Raw genomic sequence first — 22,558 nt, 5'->3', positions numbered from 1 at the left:
AAAGCAATCCTGCGATGAATGTCGATGTTAGCAGTATTTGCTGCCTGCCCGACGTGTGGAAACTCGGTATACGAGTACCGCGATGGCCGCTGGACAGAGTGGATATGCTGGCGCTGCGGCCACTACCAAGCAGATACGCCGGCCTTTACGGCGCAACCTGACCTCTATCGCGACATCGTCCGCAAAAACGGCAGATACTTTATGCAGAAATACGCGCAATATGCGGCTAGGGATGCGCGCAGCTCAGGCAGCAGGGTTCCACACGGTTGAGCGGTCTTTTGTACGGCCTACACAGTCAACGCATTCCGGCGCTGGCTATCTTTGTTATCTTGCTCTCTTTTGGGTACAACGCTTGGCCTACTTCCTTGTAGGTCTTTAGAAAACGCCTTCCGCTTTCCGTAGTGCGGTATACCCCCTCTTTTGGGGCGTATTCCAACATGCCCCTGTCCACCAGAATCTCCAGGTATTCCTTCAGTTGTGGAAATGAAATAAAGGCGCTATACATTATCCGGGTCTTTATTGCCCCGTCCTGCGCTATCTCGAGCATGGCCGAAGCGATGTCCATCCTGCTTCTATTTTTCATAAAAGACCTACGAAATTATATTTTAAAAGAGTGTTGTACTGACCGACGGTAAAATATGACAGGTAAAGGATTCTGCAACAAGAAAACAGACTGGCCGATTCTGCGTAATTTTTAGCTGCACAGCATAATATACACTATCACTGAGAATGACAGAGGTCAAAAAGGCGGTTTCCTAAAAAAGAAAAAAGGTTAGCTGGTCAAAGGCTTGTGTTACCTTCTCTATCTTCTTGTATTTAGTATCCAAATCACGGCCACCAGCACCTTTGGCTTTGTTTGCGACTGCTTTGGCAGCTACTGTCACATTGTTGGCGGCCTTCTCTGAATCATCCAAGTCGCCAAACGCGGCGTCCTTGGCATCTTCCTTTAGCTTTGCGATATTTGGACTTGTCATTAGAAGCGTCTGAAGCTTTGCGCCTGCCTTTATCTTGTCTTCAGTGTTAGCCCCATATCGATATACCCGTCTCTGCCTCGGTTTTCTCTTTCATTATTATTATGATGAATTATCATCATCAGGAGGCAAGCAAAAAGACGTCTTGTGGCCGGCTCTTGTAAGGAACACATGGGTAATGTACTCAAAGAAAGCCCAAAAGCTGGGCAGGTGCACGCTATTTTGCACCTCTTCCATGATTACTGGCTCCACTATAGTGGTCGGTCGGAACCATTATTGCGTCATTTTTCGGCAGAATAACTATATTAACTGACTTGAGATAGGATTATAGACAAAATCTGTTGCAGGAACAAGCGATGCCGCAGCGGATGACAAAGGTCAACGGGCATACCACCAGGTACCTAGACTATGGATCTCCGGTCAAGGGCGCCAAAGACCTAGTCCTCTTGCACGGCCTAGGTGCCTCGTCAGAGCGCTGGCTCCTCGTGGCACCCACTCTGTCGAAATATTTCCGAGTGATAGTTCCGGACGTTGTCGGCTTTGGGTACAGCGACAAGCCCACGGTGGAATACACCATGGATTTTTTCATCGATTTTTTCGACGGCTTTTTGCAAAACCTTGGCATTGAAAAGCCTCACCTAGTCGGCTCGTCCTTTGGCGGCCACCTGGCCGCAGAGTATGCTATTCGCAACAAGCGCAGAATCGACAAGATGGCGCTTGTTTCGCCGGCAGGCGCCATGCGCACGTCAACTCCCATCCTTGACCAGTACATAATGGCTGCACTGTACCCCACGTTTGAAAATGCGCTAAAGGCATTCAGCGACATGGCGCACGACCCATCCATCGTCACCGAAGAGATGGTGGTAGATTTCGTCAAGAGGATGAACCTGCCAAACGCGAAATACGCGTTCATGTCGACGCTCCTTGGCATGAGGTACTCCCTGCCTCTCAGGGGCAGGCTGTCGTCGGTAATCGCGCCGACCCTGATAATGTGGGGCGATGAGGACAGGATGATCCCCGTCCAGTACGCAAAAGATTTTCGTGAAGTGCCAAACAGCGAGCTTGTCGTGATAAAGGACTGCGGGCACACGCCCTACGTGGAAAAGCCGATGACCTTTAACAGAATAATACTAAAGTTCCTTGCAGGAAAGGAAGAGCTGGTCCCCTAGCTAGCCATCAGTTGCCTTTTTTCTGCGGCGCTCTATAGGGATTACTATTACCTGCACCAGGTCGCCGTCGTCGATGTCAAGGGCCTGCCTCTCGGCCTCTGGTATAGAGATCCTGCCCCCGCTCTGGACCGTGGTCTTGAACATGGCATTGTAAAAGCTCAGGCCGCGCAGCATGGCAAGGTAGTTCTGCATTGCGTCTGCCTGCATTGCGGAAAACTGGCGGGCAAAGTCTTTCTGGACTTCGCCTCCCTTCTCTAGCGCCTTCTTGAAAGCATCGACGGGATCGGTCGGGTTGTCGTTACTGCTGCTCATTTGCAGGCATGAGGGGTCGGGTCATTTATTTAACGTTAGCCTTTTTTGTACGGGCTCGCCCCTAGGCGGTAGACACTCGGGCAATCCTTCTCTCTTTATGCCGAAATGCGACCAGCTCCTACTTCTTTGCGCCCAGCGTCCGGTTTTTGGCCCGCATGTGATGGCTGTGGCACTTCCTGCATCTTACCGCATCGATATGGTTCTTGCTACCGCACCTGAAGCATATCTTGAAGTACAGCCTGCGCTGCTGGGCAATCTGTTTTTTAGTTGCGTCCGTGATTGGCATCTTGTTATTATTATTGGAGCGTTTTTTACTTTAATGAGTTATAACGCCAGTTCACCCAGAAGCGGCAAATTTGCTCACGGGTAAAAAGATCCGCCGCACTTCATGTTTCCGGCAGTCTCATCGATACGGCTCTGTGTGACGTGCATCAAAGAATAGATGGCGCGTGAAATTGCAAGGTGTCGCTTTTGCAGTTATTATTATATCAAAGCTGTCTTATTTTTGCCAGAATTTCGTGCCTTTCCGATCTTAATATTTTACCCGTAAACGGATCTCTTTCAACAAGTTCGCAGATTACTATGGTCCCTTTGCCAGATTTCTGCTGTCCGCTTTCCTCTCTTCTGTACGCCCCTTTCCGCATCCCCATGCTCTGCAAAAGTCGATTTGGTGAAATAAATCAGGTGCTTAATCTTTTTTCATTCCCAGTTAGTTTTCTTTGGGATTACCCTTCTTTACAGTGCTTTCTTCCGGTTACCTTTGTGCAGGTATGAAAGTCGTTTAGATTTTCAAGCCCTGTCCATTCAAACAGCAGGGCCAGTCTGCCTGACTTTTTCTAAAGAGCAAGGATGATGATGGTGCAAAAAAGTTCATAAGCCATGCCTCAGGAAGCAGAGCACATACATTGAGGCAGCCGCCGCTCCTTGCGCATTTTGACCCGGAGACAAGCGTCAACAGCGGCCAGGTCTTTCTCTGGGAAAAGTCAGGGCAGGCGTGGTACGGAATACACGCAGACAGGGTTGTCAAGTTTTACCGACAGGACGGCGCGCTGGTGTTTGAGTCGTTTCCGGAGGAGCGGCAAATAGAGCGCAGCATGTTCCGGCTTGACGACGATACCGACTCTATATTTGCAGAGATTGCCAAGGACCCGATTGTGAAGAAACTGATCGCATCGTATCCGGGGCTCAGGCTCATGAGGCAGGACCCCGCACAGTGCACCATTTCATTCGTATGCGCAAGCAACACCAACATACCCATGATAAGGAGGATGCTTGGCACGCTTGCAAAAAAATACGGCCAGAGAATAGTTGCGGATGGCAAAGAGTTCCACACTTTTCCTTCTGTGCAGGCGCTCCACAAGGCTTCTGAAGGCGAACTTCGCGCGTGCGGCCTGGGCTACAGGGCAAAGGCGATAAAAGCTGCAGTAGGGGCGATGGCAGACGGCTCACTTGACATAGAATACCTGAAAAAAGCCGGCTACGACGAAGCCAGGGCTGAACTGCTAAAGGTGTACGGCATCGGCCCCAAGATCGCAGACTGCATACTGCTGTTCTCGCTTGAAAAGCTGGACGCCTTTCCAATAGACGTCTGGATAGCGCGGGCCCTTGCAAGCCACTATGGCTGGCTTGCCGGCAAGAAAATGAGCGAGAAATTGACCGGGCATCAATATATCGAGGCATCAAAAGCCGCGCGCACGTACTTTGGCAAGTATGCAGGTTATGCGCAGCAGTTCCTTTACTACCACATGAGGCAGGACGCGGGCAAAAAGTGGTAGTAGTTGTTATTGCGTCAGGTCGATTATGGTCCTCTTTATGACCATCTTGGCCTGCGGCGAAACGTTGTACATTTCAAGCACGGCCGCAGGATCGCGTATCAGGCTGTTTCGGAATTCAGGCTCGCTGGCTGCCTTGAGCAGGATCTCGCTTATTATCTCTGCTTCCTTTTCTTTGGGCTCCAAGCATTTACGGCAAAGCGGCAGAAGTATTTAATTCTAGTGCACAATTTATGCATCAAAAAAATGGTTGTTGTTTGAAAAGTATTGTTGACTTGCCGCCATAAAGCGATTTGAAGATTTTTCTTGGTAGAAAAAAGCGTTGGCAGTAGGCATCGAGCTCGTAGGAGACCTAGGGTTTCTGCTTCTGGTGTGCTCCGGCATAGGCGCGCTGGCGTACATCTTCAAGCAGCCGATGATCCTGGGTTTTCTTGTCGCCGGCATCCTCATCGGCCCCTTTGGGCCGCTAAAGCTGGTCCAGAACACAGAGATGCTGAATAATTTTTCAGACATTGCCATCGTGCTGCTTCTCTTTGGAGTCGGCCTTTCGTTCCCGCTCAGGCAGCTGCGCGCAATAGGCAAGCTTGGTACAGGCATTGCAGTCATTGAGGTGCTTGCCATGCTTGGCATCGGCTTTGCAGTCGGCGCCGGCTTTGGGTGGTCGTTCTATGATTCTATGTTCCTGGCGGCCGCCCTTTCCATCAGCTCCACCGCGATAATCGTCAAGGTGCTTGAGGACATGGGCAAGATGGAGGCAACGTCTTCGATACTGATGATAGGCGTGCTTGTCATCGAGGACCTGGTTGCGGTAGTCATGATAAGCGCCATGCACGCCGGCGTGGTCAGCGGCTCGTTTGACTTTATGCAGATCCTTGTGACAATCGGCCAGATAGGGCTCTTTATCGGAGGGACTATTGCCGCCGGCGTGATTCTCATGCCCAAGATCTTTGCGCTCATTGCAAGGCTGGAGCGCTACGAGATAACGGTCATGTTTGCGCTTGGCACCGCCTTTGGTCTTGCGTTCCTGTCGCACGAGCTTGGCTTTTCTGCCGCCACCGGCGCTTTCCTTGCCGGCGTCATCATTGCCGGCACGAGGTTTTCAGAGCAGGTGTCAAACCTCATCACGCCCACCCGAGAGATATTTACCGCGATATTTTTCGTCACGATTGGCGCGCTCATGGATTTGTCAACCATCTCGCTTTTCTGGGTGCCGGTCGCCATCATCACCGCAGTAACGGTGCTTGGCAAGATGGGCGCAGTCTATGCCGGAGTCAGAGTGTTTGGCTTTGAAAAGACGTTTGCAATCGGGATCGGCTTGAGCATGGCCCAGCTGGGCGAGTTTTCGTTTATCGTGCTCAAGACTGGCCAGGATCTCGGCGTGGTAAGCCCGTTTCTATTCCCCATAGTGGGCATGGTAGTCGCGCTGACCACTTTTATCGGGCCCATGCTGGTAAAGCTCGGCACAAGGGCAGTAGCTGTCTATGAATAGCCGGTAAGTAAGTCACATTCCAAGTTCTGGAAATGATGCCTGCTTTACCCCAAGCTCGCCCTGCAGGGTGCGTATCTTGGTCGCGTACTCTTTCATCTTGCCGCTGTCGCCCTGCACCTTGGCTATCTTGTACCCTCTCCACGCCTTTTTCAAGGCCCCCCACGTCTGGCCTTTTGTAAAGTTGCCGCGAGAACTCATCTATCCCAAGCGTCAGGTGAGCATAGATATAAGATTTGTTAATGAATGTTAACCGGGATAGTGATTAGAGAGAGAAAAAAGGAAAAAGTGGAAAAAGGAGGCAAAAAAGCCTCCAGACTTCGTTGTAGCCTACTCTGTCACATAAGCCCTCTCGCCGTGCTGGGAAAGGTCGAGGCCGACTTCCTCTTCCTTTGGCGTTACACGGATTCCGCCGGGCCAGACCACGTCCATTATCTTGATGATGACAGCCGTCAGGCCCATAGCCCACGCAAGGGCGGCAAACGCTCCGACCGCGTTCTCGTACAGCTGTGCAGGATTGCCAAACGCAAGGCCGTTGTCTCCCCAAGGCGTGAACCTTTTCTCGGCAAATATGCCTGTCAGGATTGCTCCTGCAAGACCGCCGACACCGTGCACGCCCCATGCGTCGAGTGCGTCGTCCCACTTGCGCTTGTTCTTGAACGACACCGCAGAGTAGCAGATAATCGAGGCCAGTATGCCTATGATTATCGAAGACATTGGCGACACAAAGCCGGATGCTGGCGTGATTGCCACCAAGCCTGCCACTGCGCCAGAGGCTGCGCCTATCGTTGATGGCCTGCCCGTGTGAGCCCACGATATCAATGCCCAAGTGACTGCGGCCATCCCTGTAGCAATCTGCGTAGCAACAAATGCGCTTGTTGCGTTTGTAGCGGCAGCCGCTGCAGAGCCAGCGTTAAAGCCAAACCAGCCTGTCCAGAGGAGTGCTGCTCCAAGCACCACCAAGGAGACGTTGTGCGGCTCCATCGGTACCTTGCCGTAGCCCAGCCTGCGGCCAAGCATCAACGCTATGACAAGCCCGGACCACCCAGACGTGATGTGTATGACTGTTCCGCCTGCAAAGTCAAGTGCACCAAGGCATCCGCCCCATCCAAAGTTGCAGTATCCGGGGTTTCGGCCATAGTTGTCAGGCGCAGTAATTTCCCACGTCCAGTGCGCGGCAAAGTCATAGACAAACGTTGCCCAGATGACAATGAATATTATAAACGCGCTGAACTTCATGCGCTCTGCCACCGACGCCACGATAAGCGCTGGCGTGATGATGGCGAACATCATCTGGAATATCATGTAGGTCTGGTGTGGAATTGTGAAACCTGTAATGCCGCCATACGCGTTTGACGGCACATCGTGCAAGACGTTCTGCAGGCCCACCCAGTCAAGCGTCCCTATAAAGCCGTAGCCTCCAGCGTCAGGTCCAAACGCAAGGCTGTATCCCCACAGGGCAAACTGTACGCCAATGACGCCTGTGGTGATGAACACCATGTGCAAGACATTGACAGCGTTCTTTTGCCTTGCAAGGCCACCATAGAACATTGCCAAGCCTGCGGGAGTCATCATGAGCACGAGCGCCGAAGACGTCAGCATCCATGCGTTGTCTCCTGCGTTGACTTCGCATGGAACCAGGCTTTGGCTACCATCCTCGCCTGTCACGATCTTCTTGGTGCCGTCCTCGTTTGTCTGCCAGCAGTGAAATGGCACGGCCGGGTCGTCGGGCGCGTATGCAAAAGCGCTGCCGGTATAACCAACTGCCACCAGCGCCATCACAACTGCAGCCAGACTCGCTAGGCCAAGCCTAGAACTGAGTAGTAAAGACTTTGCTTTACTGTCGTCTGCATTCATGGAGGTCAGAGCAATGAGGTTTGAATAAAAGCATTTAGTTGAATTTTTCAATGCTTGCGAGTATTTTGGTTTATCTTGAAATGCAAGCAATTATCAGAAAGCTAATTTCTTCGCTATTTATCGTAGTTTTTTAATTTTATGACATATTTCCTTATATCAGGATAGCAAGGCGCGGGCTTGCTCCCTTGAACATAAATATATGCGCGAGCGGTGTGTAGTGAGCAAGTGGCCGGCCTAAACATTGATTCCGTGGTACGGGACTGGCAAGACTGCGTGGTAAAGCATGTGGTGTCGAGGGACGACCCGACCAGGCTTGCCGAGCACGCGCTCAACCTTGCTAGGATACTGGCGTATCCGGACCTTGACGTAAACGCAGCGCTGGCCAGCATCGACGGGATGGGCGCCAAGATTGCGCACACGCTGAAAAGCAAAGGGATATCCAGGCCGACTCTGATAATCGAGCAGATAAACGAGTATTTGTTTAACGACCAAAAGTTCAAGCCAAACACGGACGACTATTACAACCCGCTCAACAGCTACCTCAACGTGGTCCTTGAACGCAAGACCGGCATCCCAATAACGCTTTCAATCCTTTACATGCGCGTTGCGCAGGGCGCAGGGTTTCCAATGCTCCCCGTGAACTTTCCGGCGCATTTTCTGGCAAAGCACGTGATGGAAGGCGACAACGGTGAGATAATCGTCGACCCGTTCAACGGCGGCAGGATAATGGACGACTACGCGCTAAAAGCTCTCCTTGAGCGCTCTTTTCCACACCAGAACATCGCCATGACGCACGCGTTCGTGGAAAGGGCGACGAGCGCGCAAGTGATGACAAGGATGCTCAACAACCTGAAAAGCAGCTATTACGAGGCGCAGGACATGGAGCGCTACGAAGTAGCAAACGAGATGGTGCTTGCCATCGACCAGTACAACCCGGAGGCAATACGGGACAAGGGTGTCGTGCTCTTGAAGAAGGGCAGTACAGAGGGGGCGCTTGACGCGCTGAACGCGTACCTTGAGGTCAACCCCGAGGCTGAGGACGCAGACGATGTGCTGGACGTCATCAGGCAGATAAGGGAAGGCACGTACGGGAAGAAAAAAGAAAAAGAAGAGAATTGAGAACTTTGCAGGCCAAGTATCTTGTGACAGGCATCGCTCTTGTCGCGGTGGGAGGCGGCCTTGCGCTTTTCCTCAATTTCCAGGGCTATTCGTGCCTTTCGCAGCTTGCAAGGATAGACCGCTCGACGTACCCGCCGGCCGCGCTTGACGAACTAGAGCGCAACTGCTTTATCGTCACAAACTCGTACGTTTATTCGCTGTTTGCAGTCGTGGCGGGAGCTATAGTGCTTGCCGTCGGGTACAAGAAAAGCAAGAGCGATAACCCATAAAAGCTCCGGTCTCTTGCAGGTACATGTACACGCATAGAGACATGTCGTCATCATCACAAAAGCTGCCAGTTACAGACTCGCTTGAGAAGGTTGCAGCAGAAGTCAGAGGCTGCCCAAAGTGCAAGCTGTCAAGAACTAGAAAGAACGCGGTCCCGGGAGAAGGCCAGCTTTCTGCAAAGGTGATGTTCGTAGGCGAGGCGCCGGGAAGAAGCGAAGACGAAAAAGGCAGGCCGTTTGTTGGCGCCGCAGGAAGGATACTTGACGAGATGCTTGCCAAGGCGGGCATATCGCGCTCCCAGGTCTTTATCACAAACGTGGTAAAGTGCAGGCCTCCAAACAACCGCGTGCCAGAAGACGACGAGGTGCAGGCGTGCATACCCTACCTTGAGCGGCAGATCGCCCTCATAAGGCCAAGAATCATTTGCATACTTGGCCGGACCGCGTACTCGTCTATCCTTGGAGGCGGGTCGATAACGGCAAACAGGGGCAAGATAATCGAAAAAGCTGGCCAAAAGTACTTTTTGACCATACACCCCGCAGCTGCGATATACAACAAGAGTATGCTTTCACTTCTCGAAGCAGACCTGAAAAAGCTGGCCAAAGAGATTGGCGCAGGTAGCAAGGCAGGCGGGAAAAGGAGCGAGTCGCTGGAGGACTTCATGTAATTAATGCTGACACTTGCAAGGTCGTTCTACCAGAGGCCCACCACGGAGGTGGCAAGGGACCTGATAGGCAAGGTCTTGGTACGGAGACTGGATGATGACGGCGGCCGCAGTAACAGGCTGTCAGGCATCATAGTGGAGACAGAGGCGTACGGACACGCAGAAGACCCCGCAAGCCATGCCTGCAGGGGCATGACCGAGAGAAACAGGGTGATGTTTGGAGAAGCAGGCATGGCGTACGTGTATTTCACGTACGGCAATCACCACTGCATAAACGTCTCTGCAAGAAACGGCGCGCCGGCAGGCGCGGTGCTTATCCGGAGCATCGAGCCGGTGGATGGCATAAAAGAAATGAGGAGGCGGCGCGGACTTGACGACCCCTATTTGCTTACGACAGGCCCGGGCAGGCTTGCGCAGGCAATGAACATAACCCGCAGGCAGAACGGCGTCGACATGACCGATCCTGAGTCTGAAATTACAATCGAAGACGGCCCCGCAAGAGAGACGGTAATGGCCACTGCAAGAATCGGGATAAGCAAGGCCACGGACGTGCAATGGCGCTTTGTCGACCCGGCAAGCGCGTTTCTCTCAAGAAAAAGGGCAAGGCCAGCTAGCTTGCAGGTAAAATAGAGCTCCTCGACCTGTTTTTTACCGCATTTTTTGAGCAAGGTCATGCAACAACAAGGACCAACATCAGCAGCTACATACCACATTACAATGGACGACGAAAAGCTAGGCGTAAAGCCAGAGATTCTGTTCCGGATTTACGGCCAGATAGAGGCGCAGGCCAAGGACTCTGCGCCCGTGCAAGTCAGAAACGAGCTGCGCATATCACAGGACGCAAGGATAAAGACGAGGTTCTACATCGCAGTGTCTGACAGGATGGCGCAGTACCTAATAACGGCCGTGCAAAAACAGACCAGCGGAGACGCAATCGGCCTAAAGTCTTACTTTTACAAGCTGCAGGAGCAGCTCATGGGCCAGATGTTTGCCGGCGCCAAGGACACCATAAACATCTCGCTCAGGTAAGACTCTTCTTTTCTATCGAGCGCTCGTACACGCGCTCGATGGCGGCAAGCATTTTTTTCCCACTTGCATTTGTTTTCAGCATGGCGGCTATTGACGAGCCGCCTGCGCCCACGCCTTCCTTTACAAATCCCCGGGCAAACGCCTGCAGGCCCGGCTTGCTTGATTTTTCAAGCTGCAGGTCGCAGGCAAGAACCGGAACCTCTGGCGACACCTGCTTTATGAGGCCGGCAAGGTCAGCAGAACTGTCTTTTGCGACATAGACGGTTGTGCCCATGCACAAATTGGCAAGCGGGATTGAAAGCCCCTTCATGACGGCAAGCACCGCCGCCATTTGCGTGCCGCCGGCAAGCATGACTTTGGCTCCTCCTGCCTCAAGCGCGCCGGCGGTAATGCCGGCGACTGTCGGCATCATCGGGTCGCCAACAAGCGACACTGCTTCAAGCGCCGGCGTTCCATCAGCGGTAGAAATGCGGGCGCGAGCAAACGCCGACTGGACAACCTTGTTCTTCAATTCGTGTGGGTTTTCCGGCATGCTGCTACTGACCTTGAACTGCGCGTCAACGCCGAGGGCGCTTAGGACCGCAAGCGCGGTCGTGGTCCCTCCAGGTATGCTCTCCCCTATCACGACAAGGTCTGACGAGCGCGCAAGCTGCCTGCCAAGCGCGTGTCCATATTCAAGCGCCCTTTTTGTGTCTGACACGTCCATCGCGTTTTCCTGTGCAATGTTGCCGCCCGGCTTTACCCCAAGCGATACGCAGGGGATGTCGGGCTTGACCTTTGTCCCGGCATCGACCACAAGAAACGGGATCTCTGCTAGTTCTAGCGCGGCTTTTGTTATCACGGCAGGTGTTGGCTTGCCGTCAGGCGTTGCCGGGACACCCGGAATGCACCGGCAGTAGCCATAGTGCAGAAACTCGGCGTCTGCCGGTGACGTGTATTTCACAAGGTCAGGGTTTGCACCGGCCACTGTGAGCCCGGGCACCTCGCTTGTAGCAGTGTGCGAGATCACGCAGCAAAAGAAGGGGTTTTTTGCGGAAAACTTGGTTTTGGCTTGCTTGGCCCCGATGATATTATCCTGATCCTGCACCACCGGTCAGTCACCGGAGCCCATGAATTCAAGGAACTCTTGTTTTGTCCGCGGCGACAGGACATAGTTGAATTTTTTCTCGTGCCCTATGGTGGACGTCGGCTTGCTTCCATAATCGTGGCCGGGATACATCAGGAGGCTTTCGTCAAGCTTGGCCACCTTGCCAAACAGGCTGTCGTACATTTCGGCAGGGTCGCTTCCCGGCAGGTCTGTCCGGCCGCAGTTTCCCACAAAGAGCGTGTCGCCTGTAAAGACCAGCTTGCCGTCAAGCACCAGGCAGATGCTGTCCTTAGAGTGGCCCGGCGTGTGAACCACTCGCAAGGATATGCTGTTGCCCACCTTTATCGTGTCGCCATCCTGCACTTCGATGTCGCGCTCTAGCGCGGACGCCTTGTGCTGCACTATCTTTGCCCCTGTAACCTTGGCTACCTGCTCGTTGCCAAGCACGTGGTCAAAGTGCGAGTGCGTGTTTATGACGTACTTGGCAGTCCAGCCGTTCTTTTTCAGCGCGTCAAATACCTTTTCAAGGTTCCACGAAGGGTCGATGACTGCAGCCTCGTCTGTTTCCTCGTCGTCGGCGATAATGTATGTAAAGTTGGCCATCTGGCCGACAGGTATCTGGAGCACCTTCAAATGACGCCACGCTCCGCCTCGGGCGGTATGCCTATCTGCTCGACGTATACAGGCCCGGTGTATTTCCTGGCACCTTTTGCCACAAGCCCCTTTTTCATGCGATGAAACGTTATCGTGGCGTCGGCCCTGACGGCCTTGTCGTTGTAGACAGAGCCGGTGTTTGGGTCAAGGCCGGAAGGGATATCGATGGCAAGGACGTACGCCTGTTTCTTTGAATTATTAATAGCGTCTATCGCTGACGCATGGGGCTCTTTGATCTCGCGCTTTATGCCGGTGCCAAATATGCCGTCGAGGATGATGTCGGCAGACATGATCTTTTTTCGCACCGCGTCGCTAACTTCTTTTCCAAATATGATTTCAACAGAGTCCATCTTTTCAACTATGCCCCAATTGAGCCGGGCCTCCTCGCTCTTGATGTCAGACGGGCTTCCAAGCAGGACCACCGACGCCTTGGCCCCATAGCCGGCAAGGTGGCGCACTGCGACAAGGCCGTCGCCTCCGTTGTTGCCAGTGCCGCACACCGCGACTATTTTCTTGTTTTTTAGATTATAATTCTTGAACTTGCCTGCGATAAAGTCAGAGATACCGTGGCCGGCGTTTTCCATCATCAAAAACCGGCGCATTCCAATTTCGCTGTGGCCATTTTCCTCTATGCTGTACATCTGGTCCGAAGTGATGGCTGTTGCAGCAGTCGTTTTTGTTGTTGCCCTGCCTTTCTTCTTCATCTCTCGGGCATTCAATCCCTCACGGCAACATAAAAACTAACTAACTTTGCCCTTCTTCTTCCTCTTCTGCCTCCCCTTCTTCTTGCTTTTTCTCTTCCAGGAATTTCTTTAGGTCGTCGCTGATGTCTGCCACGTCGCCAAGGGTCAGCTGGTCCGGCGCATCTTTTCTTGTCCAGACGATATAGCCGTCATTGTCCACGATTATGGCCTTTGACCGCTCCAGGTACCTCAGGATCACGTTAATCTTGTACAGGTCCATCGATGGAATGAGAGTCCGCAGGTCGCGAAGCTTGGGGTAGTGGCCATTCTCAAAACCGCGGATCGCAGAAAGGAACGTCTCTACTTCCTGTCCCGTTATCTCGTTTCGCGGGCGGACCTTTCTGTCCGGCTTTATTTTTCTGCGCTTCAAGTCTTTTAGAGCGGGAATTCAAGCGTCGACTTTACAAGCTTTAGCACGGGGACGTAAAGCGACTGGGCGTCGGTGCCTATGCCTTCAACGTAGGCATAGTCGCCAGAGAGCCTCTTGAGCTGGATGAATTTTTTTGGAGGCTTTTCATTTTGCACGAAGTAGTGGATGGTGGCGTTTCCAATGGTTCCCGTCTGGATAAAGAGCACGTGCTTGTCTGCGTGGTTGATGTGGTAGAGCATCGGGATCACTCCCAGCATCGACTGCGCCGAGTAGATTATCACCTTGAGCATGTCGTCAAGGTCTTCGTATTTCAGGTAGACCAGTTCTGGCACGCCATGGGTATGTCTAGGATGCAATATTTCCTTTTTGTTGCATGAATGTTCGCAGCCTTGCCTGCGCGGCCTGCACGTACTCTTGGCTCGTGTCATACCCCACAAAGTGCCGGCCTGCCTTTAGCGCGGCTATGCAGGAGGAGCCGACGCCGCAGAACGGGTCCAGGACAACGTCGCCGGCAAACGTGTACAGCTGGATGCACCTGTACGGAAGCTCAACCGGAAAGGGCGCGGGATGCCCCACCTTCTTGGCAGACTCGGCCTGAAACTCCCACACGCTTTTCGTGTACTCTAGAAACTCTTCCTTTGATATCGTGCTCTTGTTGTTGCTTACGCCTGATGGCTTTTTGTCCCTTGAAAACGACCCTTTGGAAAACACCAGCACGTATTCATGCACGTCGCGAAGAGTGGGGTTTGACGCGGACTGCCAGCTGCCCCACGCAGTAGATGTGCCGGCGCTGGAGCCCTTGTTCCATATCACTTCGCCGCGCATCAGAAACCCGCACGCAAGCATGTCCTGGATGACGTAGCTGTGGAGCGGTATGTACGGCTTGCGGCCAAGGTTTGCCACGTTTATGCACGCCCTCCCGCCGTCCACAAGCACGCGGTAAAGCTCGGAAAAGACGCTCCTCAAGAGGCCGCGGTACTGCTCCATCGTAAGGTCGCCGTCGTACTCTTTTCCCACGTTGTACGGAGGCGACGTGACTGCAAGGTGCACACTCTTGTCAGGCAGTTCGTCCATGCTTTCGCTGCTCTTGCAGAATATCCTGTCAAGTGCTTTTGCAGGCACGTTGTTTTCTTTTTCTTCAGGTTTGCTGTCGCTTCCGTTATCATTGCCATCAGAGTACAGCCGGCGCGAGTAGAACTGCGACGAGTCGTGGCTTTCCCGCCGCGACACTCCAAAGCCACTTGTGCTTGTTGGCGCACGCCTTGCCTTTTTTGTGCCTGCCACCATCAGGCGCCTTTGACGCGCGTCCGCGCTATAAAGATAATGCTTGATCAAGATTATTTCGTATGTAGGATGTCTCTATGCCGGGGTTTCACGAGACTTTTATCCAGTGGATTGAGAAATTCCTCTGGGAACCGGGGAGCCCGATGACGATACCACTACCACCACCATCATCGCCGTTAGCAGCAAAGGCTGCACTTGCAATTGCAATCCTCCTTTCATGGGCACTGCTATTGCAGACTGCACATGCACAGCAGCCTGGCAGCGGCAACAACAAAAAATTCACCGTCGCTCTATCTGAAACCCTGGCCATCACGGATGCGGCGTCCAAGGAATTATCCATGAAAAAGAGCATCACAGACAAAACAACAATCAAGGATGCGACTGCCAAGAGCGTGGAAAAGCCTACCCACAGGTCGATTGCCACAAAAGTGACAATCAAGGATTCCATACGCAAGAACCTCGTGCCGGCGGTCCATAAATTATCCAGGTCCATCTCTGAGCAAATCTTGGTGACAGAGAAGGCAAGGGGCCCAAGCGTGGTTGCCGTAAAAGAATCAGTCGGCATCCGCGACCGCGCCCTTTTGTCCGGGGCAATACTGCCCCCAACTCCGCCGCAGCTTACTATTCTTGAAGCAGGGCAAAAGACGTTCCGTTCGGACAGGGACGACTCGGTTGCAATAGAGTTTCACTCGTCTTCGGCAGGCACGTACAAGGTCGACATAGAGAACGCGGCAGGCGGCACGGTGGCGACCCTCGCAGGCGCAATGGCGGCAGGGGAGAACCAGATAAAGTGGACCGGCACAGACTCGCAGGGCAAGGCCGCGCCGTCAGGCACGTACACCTACTATATCACTGCAAGGAACGACCAAGGGACAAGAAATGCGCCGAGCGGAGGAGACGGCAAGATAGTAGTTGCCGGCGACGAAGTGGCAGGCTCGTCAGTCTTTCCCGGCAGGCAGGACCTTGAAAAAATCCCCTTTATGGAATCGTTGCCCATAGTAGTCTTGCCAATAGCCGCAGCAGCGGCAGGTGCAGCGGCGTTTCTCATCAGTAAAAGGAAGAAAAGGCTGGTGCTGTACCTGCCTCCAGACGCCGCGCCTGTCATCGACGACATCAAGCAAAAGTACCCCCAGGCGACAGTCGAGGATTACATGGGCCCCGGCGAACAAGGTTCAAGCAGGTACATGGGCGTCGTCATTTCCAACTCTATAGAGTCTGACGACGAATGGATATCAGGCATCATTGCCAAGGCCAAAGAGCTTGCCGGCGTCGACTCGATAAACCTGAGCTACAGGGGCAAGATAAAGTCCGTGTAGATTATATTTTGCGCAGGCGTGCCTGCAGGCGTGGCTGAAAACTCGACCAGGCACATCGACACGCTGCGCGAAATGGAAGCGTACAAGCGGCAGTACCAGGTGCGCTGCAGCCACCACGAGCTGGAATACTCGGCAAAGGAAAAGCGCATAACGTGCGTCGTGTGCGGCAAGACCTGGACGTTTGTGCAAGAACGCGGATACTCCGAGGTAAAGCAGGTCTTTGCAGCCGAGCGAGACGACTATATCCCGATGCGTTGAAAGAAAAAATAGTGTTTTTATTCAACAGGGCAATGCTTTCATCATGTCATGATAACAGCATTTCAGCTGCGGCTTGAGGAGCTCAAAAGGGCAGGCAACAGCAGGGAAGACAGGATGAACCTCTACCGCAGGTACTTTGCTTCAAGCAGGTACAACCGCCTTCTAATCCAGCAGGTGCTGATAAGGTCGGCAGGCAACCCCGCACTTGCAAAAGAGGTTGCCGCAATGGAAAAGGAGCACAACAGTGACTATGCAAAGACGGTCGAGCGTGTGAAAAAATGGGGCTATTACGAAGAGTTTCTTGCAGCAGTAAAGGAAGAGGACGACGCGCTGACGCGCATAATAGAGGCGTACGACAAGCGCATGAAGACAGCAGAAGGCGGTGGTAGCTAGCCCCGCACCGTCTCGACCACTATCTCGCGCTTGAAAACTGCCCGGCAATAATCGTGGACGTGGGTATAGTCGTCTATCCTGCCGCACTGGCCGCATTCCCAGCTTACGTGCTCGCGGCATCCCATGCAGAATGAATGGGGAACCAAATAAGCGCCGCACTCGCGGCATGATTGCTTGTTGTACATTTATCCTTCTTTGGAAAGGGTATGCCGGCAGGTTATATCAGCCCAAGTGTGAGCTGTTGTATATTTGCAAGTAAAATTGTGGAATCTTTAGTATTCATGTGGATTTTGCAAGAAACCTAGTATCTCAAATATACAATTCGTCAGATGCCTAATGCACAAAATAATATAATACCGCGCCGACAACAGCCTTGGCGTGGCAATTAAAAAGATCAAGTGCGACTGCGGCAAGTTCATCGAGTACACTGACCGCGTCGTCGGCGGCCAGAACGCCCAGAGCGGCACGCTTGTGTGCGCCAAGTGCGGCAAGGAGCACCAGATAACTTTTCTTGGCTTTCTGAGCGAGATAAAAAACGCCAGCCTAAAGCGGTAGCTTTTTAGACATCCTTTCCCGAGATGGCCTAATGAACAGGTACTTCATTATTGCGCTTGCCATAGCTGCCAGCGCGGTGCTTGCAATAAGCACCGTCACGGCAACGACAATGGCGGCAAACGACCAAAGTGTTGCACATTCGGTAGGAGCTAGCATGAAGTTCATGGACTACAAGGACGGCGTGTTCAAGGTGATGGCGGGAGGAGGAGGACCTACTGCGCCACTGACAAAGTTCTTCCCGGCCAAGGCCACCATAAAGGTAGGTGAAAGCGTCACGTGGGTCAACCCGACAAGGGTGGGCGAGCCGCACACCGTGACGTTTGTCCTGAACCAGACGCAAGGTGCAAACCTCGACGTTCCGTTTGTCGTCAACAACTCGACTGGCATCGCCCCGCTTGCGCCGGGCAACTCGGCGCCAATAACGCTCCCCGGACCCAACGGCACCACAGCGATGATAGGAGCAAACGCAATGGCATATTTGCCTGTCACGATTGCATCCGACGGCACCGTGACGCCGATGCCGCCAAATGCCAACTACACCATGAACGGCACCGAGCAGTACATCAACTCTGGCTTTATCTGGCCAAAGGGCATGGCTCCAGAAGGACTCCCACCGATTGACACATTCACGGTCAAGTTCGAGAAGGCAGGGACGTACGACTATCTCTGCATCCTGCACCCGTGGATGACCGGCCAGGTACAGGTCAAATAACTAACCAATTAGGGCCAACGCCCTTTTTCCTATTTTTCTTGAGAAAAAAAGATAGATAAAGAAAAATACATCAGTTCTTGGGCCTGCAGTTTTTGTGCGGCTGTAGTTGACGGCGGCCTTCTCTTCTAGCGCCTTTTTGGCTTGGCCTTGGCTTTGGCCGCCTTCTTTTTCCGGGCAGGTTTTGCCGCTGGAGCGCTCTTGATCTTGGCAACGCGCTTTTGCAGCTGCGCTATCTGCGACGCGAGTTTTTTGTTCTGCGACGCCACCTGCCTTGCGTGGCCTGCGCTTTCTTTTTCGGCCCTTTTGAGAGAGTCAAGCACTTGGCCGAGCATCTTGTTGGTCTTTTCAAGAACCTTGGCGTTCTTTTTTATCCTCGAAAGCGCCTGAGCTATCATGACCTCCTCATTGGTCACGGTGCGCTCTGGCAGAGGCATCGACGGCTGCTGTTGTTGTTGCTGCTGTTCCCGTGTTTCAGTCACTTCCTCTAAAGCGCCGGCGGCTTCTGTCATCGTGGCCGGCGTCATTTCCGAGTCCCCTTCTGTAATGGACATATACGGGCTGTGGTAGAATGTGCTATCTAAAATCATTTACTGCGACAATGCATTATTACAATTTTCCAGCCAGCACGAGGACTATTTCGATTGCTATCAGGACGACGATTATTGCTTCCAGCATCAACATCGTCCTGTCCATCCTTATGAACCGGGTGTTCTGCATGGAATCGTAAACCATCGTATAGATTTCCCCCAGCCTGTCAAGTTTTCTCGTCACGGAATCGACCAGGTCTTGCAATTCAAACACCTCGCCCAGAGTCTCGCACAATGAAGAGAATATTCTGGCCCGTGGGCTCCCTCTTGCGACCTTCATGGCCGAGACTATCTCTAAAAGCTCAAGCCTCATCAGATGGATGTCGTTTATCCTCTCGCCCAGCTCGCGGTCGGCCTTGAACTCGGCCTTCGCAAGTATGTCGTAGGACTTGCCAAGCATGTCGTCAAGGAGCGAGTCGTAGACCCGAAGCTGGAGCTTTTGGAGGAGATAAAGCTCTGCCGCCCTTGACACAGGAAAGGCATCCATGTTTTTCACAAAACCAAACGCCCCCCTGATGTCTGCGATAAACAGGTTGTCCCTGTACGCGTAACGGTTGTTGTCAAATATCTCGTCCACCTCTTCCATGCAGAGCTTGTCAAAGGGCTCTTTTTTTATCAGGCCGACTAGCTCCTTCTTGCTTTTCTCTATGACGTCCCTGTCGCCCTCTCTGACTAGGATAACCCTGTATCTTTCTTCATAGTCTACGCTGGCGTACGGGCTTGTTATGAAGGGCTTGATGTCTTCTCTTACCCTCTCGGCAAGGTTTCTCGCATAGTCTGCCATTGTGGTAGCAGCAGAGGAGGAGGAGGAGGAGGAGGATGAAGGAGAGGAGGATTGGGCGCCCTCCGTTGTCACTGCCACTACAGCCCTGCCACGGACATCATCTTCTGCCCTTGAAATAATCTCCAGCATCTGGGCAAAATCCTTGTTCTTTACTGGCACGTTTATCCTGACGAGGATTCCTCCTATGGAAAAGACCTTGATCTCCACGCAGGACTTTACTCCAAAAATCTCTATTGCGTCCTTGGCCACAATCCTGATGCCATCCTCTATCCAAGAGGATCCCGGAACCTTTTCCCGGCATGTTTTCCCGTATTCTCCTAGCCTGTTCTCAAGATCCTTTGGCTGGATCTCGCCTCCAATGTCAGAGACATAGAGAAAGGCCAGCTCGCCTTCCTGGATTATCATAAAAAGCCTCTCTGTACAGATACCGCTTGATCGTATAAAAGAAATTTTGATGTTTTTTGAATGTGTCTCTGACTATATAATAGAAATCATCGTAGAGAGAAAAAAGAGAGGTCTGGCAGGCTTGATAAATAAAAAATAATTGCCAGCGCGATGTCACTTTGGTTGCGCGTCAAGGGGCACGGGGTACTTGATCACGTCGCCCGTGCTCCCTATCTGCAGCTGCCCAAGGTCCGCAAGGTTGTTGTTGATGTCATTCATCTTGATCAGGTTGCCTGCTGACACGGTGTATAGCACGTTGCCAATGTAGAACGACCTGCTTACCTGAGCGCCACCATAGTAATAGTACGAGTCGGTCACGTTGCTAGAGTGCTCCACGGTTCCTTTTAGCATGATTCCCGAATCAGGGCTTGTGCCAAAGACGTAGAACCCGCGCCACACCTTTGGAGGGATGTAGCGCCCGTCAGGCGCGTACTGGTTCTCTGCATCGTATTTCGTAACAGGTATCGAAAGCACGTTTGGTTTTTCCTTGCTGAACAGCAGCGCCTTGTGTTCAAACAGCACTTCCGAGTCGGTGCCCTGCCCCGGTATCGTGTATTCGCCGGCCAGCTTGGGGTTTGCAACATCAGACACGTCAAAGAGGGCCAGCTTTACTCCAGTCGGCACGACGCCGCCGTAGCCGTTGTCCTTTGTGTCCTTGCCTATGCCTATTACGTGGTCCTCGTCGTACGGGTGCAGGTACGTCGAGTATCCGGGCAGCTTTAGCGCGCCAAGGACCTTTGGCGTGTCCTGCGAAAGGTCGATCACAAAGAACGGGTCCACCCTCTGGAACGTCACGAGGTACAGCCTGTCGCCAATAAAGCGCGTCGAGTACATTGTCTCGCCCGGCTGTATCTTTTCAAGCTTGCCCACCGTCTGCATGTCTTCTTTGTCAAGCACGTAGACGTTGCTGTAAAGGCCCTGCGCATAGGGTGAGTAGTACTCGACCGTGGTTGCAACCCTGAACCTGTTCCCGCTCTCGTCCATCGAGAACTGGTTCAGCAGCCTGCCGGGGACCTCGCCCCTTGCCTTGTAGTCTATTTCGCCGTTTGGCCCGATTGCTATCCTGTGTATCACTGTCTTTGTCGCGTCCTTTTGCGCCTGCGAGTCATAGTCGGCAAGCGACTTTTGGATTTTTTCAAACAATTGCTTCTTTTCAGACTCGCCCATGCCGTTGTACGTGTCTTCAAGGATTGTAGCAATCCTGTCCCACTTGTCAGATGCAGGTATCGACACATCCGAGTCCACCGCCTTTATCTTGTCCTGCGCGTCCTGCGGCAGGAGCGGGACCACCGCTGCAAAGAACCTGTCGCGGCTTGACTGCTCGTAATAGTTGTACGGCAGGTATTTCTGGTAGGCGATGTAGATGTTGTCCTGCGACACGTACAGGGTCGACGAGGGGTTCATCATGAACGTCTTGGAATCGATGATGTCGTCATCCTTGTTTGCGAGATCAATCGATGTCACTGTGTTAAAGTTGTAGTACGGCTCAGGGTTCTGGAAGTAATAGATGTCAGGCGCAACAACGGTCCTTGACGATTCTGTTATCTTTGGCACAAGCGGCTGGCGGTAGCTGTACAGGTCGCTTGTCGTGACAAGGTACACGCGGTCGCCTATCATCCTGGCGTCGTCGTACGAGCCGCTTACGACATAGTCGTGGACCGTCTTGGGGTTTGCCCTGTCAGATACGTCAAGCAAGAGGGCGTGTGTCTTGGGCGCAGATATTGGCTGCGGCGCAAACTCGTACTGCGGGATGACATAATCCTGCGCGTATTCGGTGTAAAACACAACAAGCGTGTCGTTGTTCAGGATCATCTCTTGCAGGTACTGGCCGCCCTTGATGTCAAGACCTATCTTGGAAACTATGGTGGCATTCTCCGGAGGGTACACGTCAGATATCGTCAGCTTATCGCCCGACAAGACATATGCGTACTTGCCGTCGTTTTTTACAAAGTCAGGCTCGTCGACGCCGGCCACTTGGTTGTTGGTGCTAGAGAACACATTGGCATTCTGGCTGTTTTCATTTGTTGTGAGAGCCTTGCCAGACATGGAAGGTGCAGAGGTCGTACCTCCCTCAAGAGTTGAAGGAGGTGTAGGGCGCACGTCAGAATCGGTTACGCCAAGGCGAACTTGATAAGCTTCAAAACTACCTGGTATCCCAGTTAGGGCAGTCGAAAACGCGTTGCGGCCGGCTTCGACGTTTGCCAGAAACGCCCGCAACTCATCAAGAGAGGAGAACTTGGCGATGTTCTGGCTCGATGCCATGGTAAGGACGGCAGGAGCGCCGCCACCAGTAGTAGTGCCGTTTCCACCCATAAAAGCCGGCGAGCCGGGCCCCTTGGCGGCAATGTTGCCTCCGATAGACCCCAGTATAAGCACAAAGCCGATGGCGGCAGCGATTCCAATGCCAGCCATCCCATACATCGAGTAACGTGCCATTTTCTATTTTCTGAACCTCTCTACCATCATTATTAACCAACCGATCCATCTTAATTCTACACTTTAGAACACCCCTTTTGGCGCCCGCGTTCCACATTTTATGGTTAACTTCGACAGATGACGTATCCTTTTGTCAAGATAGGTATTTTTTATAATTTGCAATATAATATTTACAAAAAACTGCCTGCTAGATAGCTCGTCAACTGACTATAAAATGGCCGTTCTGAAACGCAGAACAGGCACTTGAAACGCGTTCTGAAACCTAGGCTTAGTTATCAAGCCCCTGCAA

At 52.7% G+C, this 22,558-nt stretch carries 32 protein-coding genes; 14 read left to right on the top strand and 18 right to left on the bottom strand.

Annotated features, from left to right (window positions below; genetic code table 11):
• The first annotated feature begins 24 nt into the window (after window positions 1–24).
• A complete protein-coding gene (locus NTE_RS07000; RefSeq protein WP_148700370.1) occupies window positions 25–270 on the top strand; it encodes a hypothetical protein in 246 nt (81 codons plus the stop codon).
• A gap of 25 nt (window positions 271–295) precedes the next feature.
• Here the strand turns inward: NTE_RS07000 and NTE_RS06995 are convergent, their stop codons facing one another.
• Window positions 296–583: an Sso10a family chromatin protein gene (locus tag NTE_RS06995; RefSeq protein WP_148700369.1), complete on the bottom strand. Its 288-nt coding sequence runs from the start codon at window positions 581–583 to the stop codon at window positions 296–298.
• 172 nt (window positions 584–755) lie between these two features.
• On the bottom strand, window positions 756–974 hold the full coding sequence (locus NTE_RS06990) for a hypothetical protein (protein ID WP_148700368.1): 219 nt from the start codon (window positions 972–974) through the stop codon (window positions 756–758).
• Between the two features lie 353 nt (window positions 975–1,327).
• Between NTE_RS06990 and NTE_RS06985 the strand changes: the two genes are divergently transcribed.
• Window positions 1,328–2,140 carry an alpha/beta fold hydrolase gene (locus NTE_RS06985; RefSeq protein WP_226987224.1) on the top strand — a complete coding sequence of 271 codons (813 nt, stop codon included), beginning with the start codon at window positions 1,328–1,330 and terminating at the stop codon, window positions 2,138–2,140.
• Here the strand turns inward: NTE_RS06985 and NTE_RS06980 are convergent, their stop codons facing one another.
• From NTE_RS06980 to NTE_RS16500, 3 genes are all read right to left on the bottom strand, one after another.
• Window positions 2,141–2,452 carry an AbrB/MazE/SpoVT family DNA-binding domain-containing protein gene (locus NTE_RS06980; protein WP_148700367.1) on the bottom strand — a complete coding sequence of 104 codons (312 nt, stop codon included), beginning with the start codon at window positions 2,450–2,452 and terminating at the stop codon, window positions 2,141–2,143.
• Between the two features lie 118 nt (window positions 2,453–2,570).
• Window positions 2,571–2,738 (bottom strand): 50S ribosomal protein L40e, encoded by a 168-nt coding sequence (locus NTE_RS06975; protein ID WP_148700366.1) that lies wholly within the window; start codon window positions 2,736–2,738, stop codon window positions 2,571–2,573.
• Window positions 2,739–2,940: 202 nt separating this feature from the next.
• Window positions 2,941–3,102, bottom strand: coding sequence for a hypothetical protein (locus NTE_RS16500; RefSeq protein WP_158385237.1), 162 nt, complete (start codon window positions 3,100–3,102; stop codon window positions 2,941–2,943).
• Window positions 3,103–3,357: 255 nt separating this feature from the next.
• Between NTE_RS16500 and NTE_RS06970 the strand changes: the two genes are divergently transcribed.
• Window positions 3,358–4,227: a DNA-3-methyladenine glycosylase family protein gene (locus tag NTE_RS06970; RefSeq protein ID WP_148700365.1), complete on the top strand. Its 870-nt coding sequence runs from the start codon at window positions 3,358–3,360 to the stop codon at window positions 4,225–4,227.
• 6 nt (window positions 4,228–4,233) lie between these two features.
• On the opposite strand, the gene NTE_RS16495 is transcribed toward NTE_RS06970, so the two are convergent.
• Complete coding sequence (locus NTE_RS16495) at window positions 4,234–4,410, bottom strand: hypothetical protein (protein ID WP_158385235.1); 177 nt, start codon at window positions 4,408–4,410, stop codon at window positions 4,234–4,236.
• Between the two features lie 136 nt (window positions 4,411–4,546).
• Here NTE_RS16495 and NTE_RS06965 point away from each other — a divergent pair, with 136 nt between their 5' ends.
• Window positions 4,547–5,713, top strand: a complete 1,167-nt coding sequence (locus tag NTE_RS06965) for a cation:proton antiporter (RefSeq protein ID WP_148700364.1) — start codon at window positions 4,547–4,549, stop codon at window positions 5,711–5,713.
• A 12-nt stretch (window positions 5,714–5,725) separates the two neighbouring features.
• Here the strand turns inward: NTE_RS06965 and NTE_RS06960 are convergent, their stop codons facing one another.
• Both NTE_RS06960 and NTE_RS06955 read right to left on the bottom strand, forming a co-directional pair.
• Window positions 5,726–5,911, bottom strand: a complete 186-nt coding sequence (locus tag NTE_RS06960) for a hypothetical protein (protein WP_148700363.1) — start codon at window positions 5,909–5,911, stop codon at window positions 5,726–5,728.
• 129 nt (window positions 5,912–6,040) lie between these two features.
• Window positions 6,041–7,567 carry an ammonium transporter gene (locus NTE_RS06955; RefSeq protein WP_226987223.1) on the bottom strand — a complete coding sequence of 509 codons (1,527 nt, stop codon included), beginning with the start codon at window positions 7,565–7,567 and terminating at the stop codon, window positions 6,041–6,043.
• A gap of 225 nt (window positions 7,568–7,792) precedes the next feature.
• Between NTE_RS06955 and NTE_RS06950 the strand changes: the two genes are divergently transcribed.
• The 5 genes from NTE_RS06950 to NTE_RS06930 are packed head-to-tail and all read left to right on the top strand — an operon-like array spanning window position 7,793 to window position 10,646.
• Window positions 7,793–8,686, top strand: a complete 894-nt coding sequence (locus NTE_RS06950; protein ID WP_148700362.1) for a SirB1 family protein — start codon at window positions 7,793–7,795, stop codon at window positions 8,684–8,686.
• A gap of 5 nt (window positions 8,687–8,691) precedes the next feature.
• The gene (locus tag NTE_RS06945) at window positions 8,692–8,955 is read left to right on the top strand and encodes a hypothetical protein (RefSeq protein WP_148700361.1); all 264 of its coding nucleotides are present in this window, start codon (window positions 8,692–8,694) and stop codon (window positions 8,953–8,955) included.
• Between the two features lie 23 nt (window positions 8,956–8,978).
• Window positions 8,979–9,620 carry a uracil-DNA glycosylase gene (locus NTE_RS06940; protein ID WP_226987222.1) on the top strand — a complete coding sequence of 214 codons (642 nt, stop codon included), beginning with the start codon at window positions 8,979–8,981 and terminating at the stop codon, window positions 9,618–9,620.
• Between the two features lie 3 nt (window positions 9,621–9,623).
• A complete protein-coding gene (locus NTE_RS06935) occupies window positions 9,624–10,247 on the top strand; it encodes a DNA-3-methyladenine glycosylase (protein WP_148700360.1) in 624 nt (207 codons plus the stop codon).
• A gap of 30 nt (window positions 10,248–10,277) precedes the next feature.
• Complete coding sequence (locus tag NTE_RS06930; protein WP_148700359.1) at window positions 10,278–10,646, top strand: hypothetical protein; 369 nt, start codon at window positions 10,278–10,280, stop codon at window positions 10,644–10,646.
• Here the strand turns inward: NTE_RS06930 and cobT are convergent.
• From cobT to NTE_RS06900, 6 genes are read right to left on the bottom strand one after another with little or no spacing between them, the layout of a single operon-like run.
• Window positions 10,639–11,736 (bottom strand): nicotinate mononucleotide-dependent phosphoribosyltransferase CobT, encoded by a 1,098-nt coding sequence (cobT, locus tag NTE_RS06925; protein WP_226987221.1) that lies wholly within the window; start codon window positions 11,734–11,736, stop codon window positions 10,639–10,641. The two genes, NTE_RS06930 and cobT, sit on opposite strands and share 8 nt — an antisense overlap.
• Before the next feature lie 3 nt (window positions 11,737–11,739).
• A complete protein-coding gene (locus NTE_RS06920) occupies window positions 11,740–12,360 on the bottom strand; it encodes an MBL fold metallo-hydrolase (protein ID WP_226987258.1) in 621 nt (206 codons plus the stop codon).
• A gap of 2 nt (window positions 12,361–12,362) precedes the next feature.
• Window positions 12,363–13,091: an NAD(P)H-hydrate epimerase gene (locus NTE_RS06915; RefSeq protein ID WP_148700357.1), complete on the bottom strand. Its 729-nt coding sequence runs from the start codon at window positions 13,089–13,091 to the stop codon at window positions 12,363–12,365.
• A gap of 40 nt (window positions 13,092–13,131) precedes the next feature.
• Window positions 13,132–13,500, bottom strand: a complete 369-nt coding sequence (locus NTE_RS06910) for a hypothetical protein (protein WP_148700356.1) — start codon at window positions 13,498–13,500, stop codon at window positions 13,132–13,134.
• Window positions 13,501–13,505: 5 nt separating this feature from the next.
• Window positions 13,506–13,832, bottom strand: coding sequence for a hypothetical protein (locus NTE_RS06905; protein ID WP_148700355.1), 327 nt, complete (start codon window positions 13,830–13,832; stop codon window positions 13,506–13,508).
• Between the two features lie 13 nt (window positions 13,833–13,845).
• The gene (locus NTE_RS06900; protein ID WP_148700354.1) at window positions 13,846–14,787 is read right to left on the bottom strand and encodes a DNA-methyltransferase; all 942 of its coding nucleotides are present in this window, start codon (window positions 14,785–14,787) and stop codon (window positions 13,846–13,848) included.
• Between the two features lie 74 nt (window positions 14,788–14,861).
• Between NTE_RS06900 and NTE_RS06895 the strand changes: the two genes are divergently transcribed.
• The 3 genes from NTE_RS06895 to NTE_RS06885 are packed head-to-tail and all read left to right on the top strand — an operon-like array spanning window position 14,862 to window position 16,751.
• Window positions 14,862–16,100 (top strand): FlgD immunoglobulin-like domain containing protein, encoded by a 1,239-nt coding sequence (locus NTE_RS06895; protein WP_148700353.1) that lies wholly within the window; start codon window positions 14,862–14,864, stop codon window positions 16,098–16,100.
• Between the two features lie 30 nt (window positions 16,101–16,130).
• A complete protein-coding gene (locus NTE_RS06890; RefSeq protein WP_148700352.1) occupies window positions 16,131–16,358 on the top strand; it encodes a hypothetical protein in 228 nt (75 codons plus the stop codon).
• A 48-nt stretch (window positions 16,359–16,406) separates the two neighbouring features.
• The gene (locus NTE_RS06885; RefSeq protein ID WP_148700351.1) at window positions 16,407–16,751 is read left to right on the top strand and encodes a hypothetical protein; all 345 of its coding nucleotides are present in this window, start codon (window positions 16,407–16,409) and stop codon (window positions 16,749–16,751) included.
• On the opposite strand, the gene NTE_RS17315 is transcribed toward NTE_RS06885, so the two are convergent.
• On the bottom strand, window positions 16,748–16,876 hold the full coding sequence (locus tag NTE_RS17315; RefSeq protein WP_264357944.1) for a hypothetical protein: 129 nt from the start codon (window positions 16,874–16,876) through the stop codon (window positions 16,748–16,750). The two genes, NTE_RS06885 and NTE_RS17315, sit on opposite strands and share 4 nt — an antisense overlap.
• 253 nt (window positions 16,877–17,129) lie before the next feature.
• Here NTE_RS17315 and NTE_RS16485 point away from each other — a divergent pair, with 253 nt between their 5' ends.
• Both NTE_RS16485 and NTE_RS06880 read left to right on the top strand, forming a co-directional pair.
• Complete coding sequence (locus tag NTE_RS16485; RefSeq protein WP_158385231.1) at window positions 17,130–17,306, top strand: hypothetical protein; 177 nt, start codon at window positions 17,130–17,132, stop codon at window positions 17,304–17,306.
• Window positions 17,307–17,337: 31 nt separating this feature from the next.
• Window positions 17,338–18,018, top strand: coding sequence for a cupredoxin domain-containing protein (locus NTE_RS06880; protein ID WP_148700350.1), 681 nt, complete (start codon window positions 17,338–17,340; stop codon window positions 18,016–18,018).
• Between the two features lie 125 nt (window positions 18,019–18,143).
• Here the strand turns inward: NTE_RS06880 and NTE_RS06875 are convergent, their stop codons facing one another.
• The 3 genes from NTE_RS06875 to NTE_RS06865 all read right to left on the bottom strand — a co-directional run bounded on the left by NTE_RS06875 (window position 18,144) and on the right by NTE_RS06865 (window position 22,269).
• Window positions 18,144–18,569: a hypothetical protein gene (locus NTE_RS06875; protein ID WP_148700349.1), complete on the bottom strand. Its 426-nt coding sequence runs from the start codon at window positions 18,567–18,569 to the stop codon at window positions 18,144–18,146.
• 55 nt (window positions 18,570–18,624) lie between these two features.
• Window positions 18,625–19,794 carry an RMD1 family protein gene (locus tag NTE_RS06870; protein ID WP_148700348.1) on the bottom strand — a complete coding sequence of 390 codons (1,170 nt, stop codon included), beginning with the start codon at window positions 19,792–19,794 and terminating at the stop codon, window positions 18,625–18,627.
• A 153-nt stretch (window positions 19,795–19,947) separates the two neighbouring features.
• Window positions 19,948–22,269, bottom strand: coding sequence for a beta-propeller domain-containing protein (locus NTE_RS06865; protein ID WP_148700347.1), 2,322 nt, complete (start codon window positions 22,267–22,269; stop codon window positions 19,948–19,950).
• Window positions 22,270–22,558: the final 289 nt, after the last annotated feature.

It is taken from the genome of Candidatus Nitrososphaera evergladensis SR1 (assembly GCF_000730285.1).
Classification (GTDB): domain Archaea; phylum Thermoproteota; class Nitrososphaeria; order Nitrososphaerales; family Nitrososphaeraceae; genus Nitrososphaera; species Nitrososphaera evergladensis.
The sequence above is the reverse complement of the archived record's forward strand: the minus strand, read 5'-3'. Positions and strand labels throughout refer to the sequence as shown.

Excerpts from the sequence above, each read along its gene's own strand:
- NTE_RS06995 (WP_148700369.1), bottom strand. The coding sequence starts at position 583 with ATGAAAAATAGAAGCAGGATGGACATCGCTTCGGCCATGCTCGAGATA.
- NTE_RS06900 (WP_148700354.1), bottom strand. The coding sequence starts at position 14,787 with ATGGTGGCAGGCACAAAAAAGGCAAGGCGTGCGCCAACAAGCACAAGT.
- NTE_RS06880 (WP_148700350.1), top strand. The coding sequence starts at position 17,338 with ATGAACAGGTACTTCATTATTGCGCTTGCCATAGCTGCCAGCGCGGTG.
- NTE_RS06940 (WP_226987222.1), top strand. The coding sequence starts at position 8,979 with ATGTACACGCATAGAGACATGTCGTCATCATCACAAAAGCTGCCAGTT.
- NTE_RS06915 (WP_148700357.1), bottom strand. The coding sequence starts at position 13,091 with ATGAAGAAGAAAGGCAGGGCAACAACAAAAACGACTGCTGCAACAGCC.
- NTE_RS16500 (WP_158385237.1), bottom strand. The coding sequence starts at position 3,102 with ATGGGGATGCGGAAAGGGGCGTACAGAAGAGAGGAAAGCGGACAGCAG.
- NTE_RS17315 (WP_264357944.1), bottom strand. The coding sequence starts at position 16,876 with ATGGGATGCCGCGAGCACGTAAGCTGGGAATGCGGCCAGTGCGGCAGG.
- NTE_RS06990 (WP_148700368.1), bottom strand. The coding sequence starts at position 974 with ATGACAAGTCCAAATATCGCAAAGCTAAAGGAAGATGCCAAGGACGCC.
- NTE_RS06870 (WP_148700348.1), bottom strand. The coding sequence starts at position 19,794 with ATGATAATCCAGGAAGGCGAGCTGGCCTTTCTCTATGTCTCTGACATT.
- NTE_RS06975 (WP_148700366.1), bottom strand. The coding sequence starts at position 2,738 with ATGCCAATCACGGACGCAACTAAAAAACAGATTGCCCAGCAGCGCAGG.
- NTE_RS06985 (WP_226987224.1), top strand. The coding sequence starts at position 1,328 with ATGCCGCAGCGGATGACAAAGGTCAACGGGCATACCACCAGGTACCTA.
- NTE_RS06865 (WP_148700347.1), bottom strand. The coding sequence starts at position 22,269 with ATGGCACGTTACTCGATGTATGGGATGGCTGGCATTGGAATCGCTGCC.
- NTE_RS06980 (WP_148700367.1), bottom strand. The coding sequence starts at position 2,452 with ATGAGCAGCAGTAACGACAACCCGACCGATCCCGTCGATGCTTTCAAG.
- NTE_RS06875 (WP_148700349.1), bottom strand. The coding sequence starts at position 18,569 with ATGTCCATTACAGAAGGGGACTCGGAAATGACGCCGGCCACGATGACA.
- NTE_RS06935 (WP_148700360.1), top strand. The coding sequence starts at position 9,624 with ATGCTGACACTTGCAAGGTCGTTCTACCAGAGGCCCACCACGGAGGTG.
- NTE_RS06955 (WP_226987223.1), bottom strand. The coding sequence starts at position 7,567 with ATGAATGCAGACGACAGTAAAGCAAAGTCTTTACTACTCAGTTCTAGG.
- NTE_RS06960 (WP_148700363.1), bottom strand. The coding sequence starts at position 5,911 with ATGAGTTCTCGCGGCAACTTTACAAAAGGCCAGACGTGGGGGGCCTTG.
- NTE_RS06895 (WP_148700353.1), top strand. The coding sequence starts at position 14,862 with ATGCCGGGGTTTCACGAGACTTTTATCCAGTGGATTGAGAAATTCCTC.
- NTE_RS06885 (WP_148700351.1), top strand. The coding sequence starts at position 16,407 with ATGATAACAGCATTTCAGCTGCGGCTTGAGGAGCTCAAAAGGGCAGGC.
- NTE_RS07000 (WP_148700370.1), top strand. The coding sequence starts at position 25 with ATGTTAGCAGTATTTGCTGCCTGCCCGACGTGTGGAAACTCGGTATAC.